At 74.6% G+C, this 2,871-nt stretch carries 1 protein-coding gene; it reads right to left on the minus strand.

Translation table 11 applies throughout. The features are described 5' to 3' along the window. Nucleotides 1-2,871: type I polyketide synthase (locus tag ACGF12_RS38205; protein WP_393041155.1), on the minus strand; the 2,871-nt coding region annotated here is incomplete at both ends.

Genomic DNA, 2,871 nt, shown 5'->3' on the forward strand with positions numbered 1-2,871 from the left:
CGGCAGGACTTCCTCCTCCGCCGCCTGCACCGCCAGCATCGCGCCACCCGACGGCAGCGCCTGCATCAGCCGGCCACGAGCACTCACCAGCGTGCACGCGTCCGCCAGCGAGAACACCCCGGCCACATGCGCCGCAGCGATCTCACCGATCGAGTGCCCGGCCACGAACTCCGGCTCCACACCCAGCGATTCCAGCAGCCGGTACAGCGCCACCTCGACCGCGAACAACCCCGCCTGGGCGTAGGAGGTCCGGTTGATCAGCTCCTCGTCCGAGCCCCAGAGCACATCGCGCAAGGGCACGTCCATCGCCGCACACACCGCGTCGAAGGCCTCCTCGAACACCGGGAACCGGGCATACAGCTCCCGCCCCGTCCCCAGCCGCTGCGACCCCTGCCCGGAGAACAGCAGCGCGATCCCGCGCTCCCCCGCCGCGCCACGCGCCACCTCGGTGCCGTCCAGCAGCACCGCCCGGTGCGCGAACCGCGACCGCCCGGCCAGTGACAGCCCGACGTCCACCGGCGAACCCTCCGGCTCGGCGAGCCCGGCCAGTTGCGCCTCCAGCGCGGCCTCCGACGCTCCCGAGACCACCCACGGCACGACGCCCGGAGCCACGGCCGCTTCCTCGGCCTGATCCACCACCGGCGCCTGCTCGACGATCACGTGGGCGTTCGTCCCGCTGATCCCGAACGACGAGACCCCGGCCCGGCGCGGGCGCCCGGCCTCGGGCCACTCGCGGGCCTCCGTCAGGAGCGCCACCGCGCCCGCCGACCAATCGACGTGCGAGGACGGCGCGTCGACGTACAGCGTCTTCGGCAGTACGCCGGCCCGCATGGCCTCCACGATCTTGATCACGCCCGCGACCCCGGCCGCCGCCTGGGTGTGCCCGAGGTTGGACTTCACCGAGCCGAGGAACAGCGGGAGTTCGCGGTCCTGCCCGTAGGTCGCGAGCAGCGCCTGCGCCTCGATCGGGTCGCCCAGCGTGGTCCCCGTGCCGTGCGCCTCGACCGCGTCGACCTCGGCGGCCGACAGCCCGGCGTTGGCCAGCGCCTGACGGATCACCCGCTGCTGGGACGGGCCGTTGGGAGCAGTGAGCCCGTTGGACGCACCGTCCTGGTTGACGGCGCTGCCGCGCACGACGGCCAGCACCGGGTGCCCGTTGCGGCGAGCGTCCGAGAGCCGTTCCAGCACCAGCACGCCGGCGCCCTCCGACCACCCCGTGCCGTCCGCGCCGTCCGCGAACGCCTTGCAGCGCCCGTCCGGAGCGAGCCCGCCCTGGCGGGTGAAGCCGAGGAAGCTCATCGGCGTGGACAGGACGGTCACGCCACCGGTCAGGGCCAGCGTGCACTCGCCACTGTTGAGGGACTGCGCGGCCAGGTGCATCGCGACCAGCGAGGAGGAGCAGGCGGTGTCGATCGTGAGCGCCGGGCCCTCCAGACCGAAGCAGTAGGACACCCGGCCCGAGATCACGCTGTTGGCCAGCCCGGTGCTCGCGTGACCCTCCACCTCCTCCCGGGAGTTCATCACCAGCGAGGCGTAGTCCTGGCCCGTCGTGCCGACGAAGACGCCCGTCCGGCTGCCGCGCAGCGCGGTCGGGTCGATGCCCGCCCGCTCGAAGGCCTCCCAGGACGTCTCCAGCAGGAGCCGCTGCTGCGGGTCCATCGCGAGGGCCTCGCGCGGCGAGATGCCGAAGAAGCCCGCGTCGAAGTCCCCGAGGCCCGCGAGGAAGCCGCCTTGACGGGTGGCGCTCACCCCGTGGCCGGTGCCGAAGAGCGCGTCGAGGTCCCAGCCGCGGTCGGTCGGGAAGTCGGTGATGCCGTCGCGGCCCTCGCTCAGGAGCCGCCAGAGGTCCTCGGGGGTCCGCACTCCGCCGGGCAGGCGGCAGGCCATGCCGACGATCGCGATCGGCTCGCCGGCATCGGCGGTGGTGGCGGCCGCCGGGGCCGCCACGTCGTCCTCCTCGTCGAGGAGTTCCCCGAGGAGGTACGCGGCGAGGGTGTGCGGGGTCGGGTAGTCGAAGACCATGGTCGCCGGGAGCCGCAGCCCGGTGACGTCGGCGAGGCGGTTGCGCAGCTCGATCGCGGTGAGGGAGTCGAAGCCGAGGTCCCGGAACTCCCGTCCGGGGTCCACCGCTCGGCCCGAGGCATGGCCCAGGACGCCGGCGGCCTCCGCACGGACGAGGTCGACGAGGTGACGCGGCCGGTCGCCCTCGCGCAGCTCGACGAGACGGGCCGCGAGCGCGGCGCCCGTGCCCGTGCTGCTCACGGCGGTACGACGCCCGGCGGGCAGGAGGGCGCGGAACATCGTGGGCACCTCGCCGCGCGGGCGGGCCCCGGCGGCCATGCGGCCGGTCGCGACCAGGTACGGCTCGTCGACGGCCATGGCGGCGTCGAGCAGCGCGAGACCGTCCTCCTCGGCCAGGGGCGGGACGCCGGAGGAGCGGATGCGGTGCAGGTCGGCCTCGGAGAGCGTCCCCGTCATGCCGGCCGTCGGCACCCACGCGCCCCAGCCCAGCGACTGGGCGGCCAGGCCCTGCCGGCGGCGCCAGTGCGCCAGCGCGTCGAGGTAGACGTTCGCCGCCGCGTAGCTGCCCTGGCCTGCGCTGCCCAGGACACCGGAGATGGAGGAGAAGAGGACGAAGGCCTTGAGGTCCTGGTCCTCGGTCAGCTCGTGGAGGTTCCACGCCGCGTCCACCTTGGGGCGCAGGACGGCCGACAGGCGCTCGGGCGTCAGCGCACTCACGACGCCGTCGTCCAGCACACCGGCCGCGTGCACCACGCCCGTGACCGTCCGGCCGTGCAGCGCCTCGGCGAGCGCCTCCCGGTCGGCGGCGTCGCAGGCCACCACCTCGACGCCGGCGCCCAGCGCGCGCAG

The organism is Kitasatospora sp. NPDC048296 (genome assembly GCF_043201815.1).
Lineage (GTDB): Bacteria > Actinomycetota > Actinomycetes > Streptomycetales > Streptomycetaceae > Kitasatospora.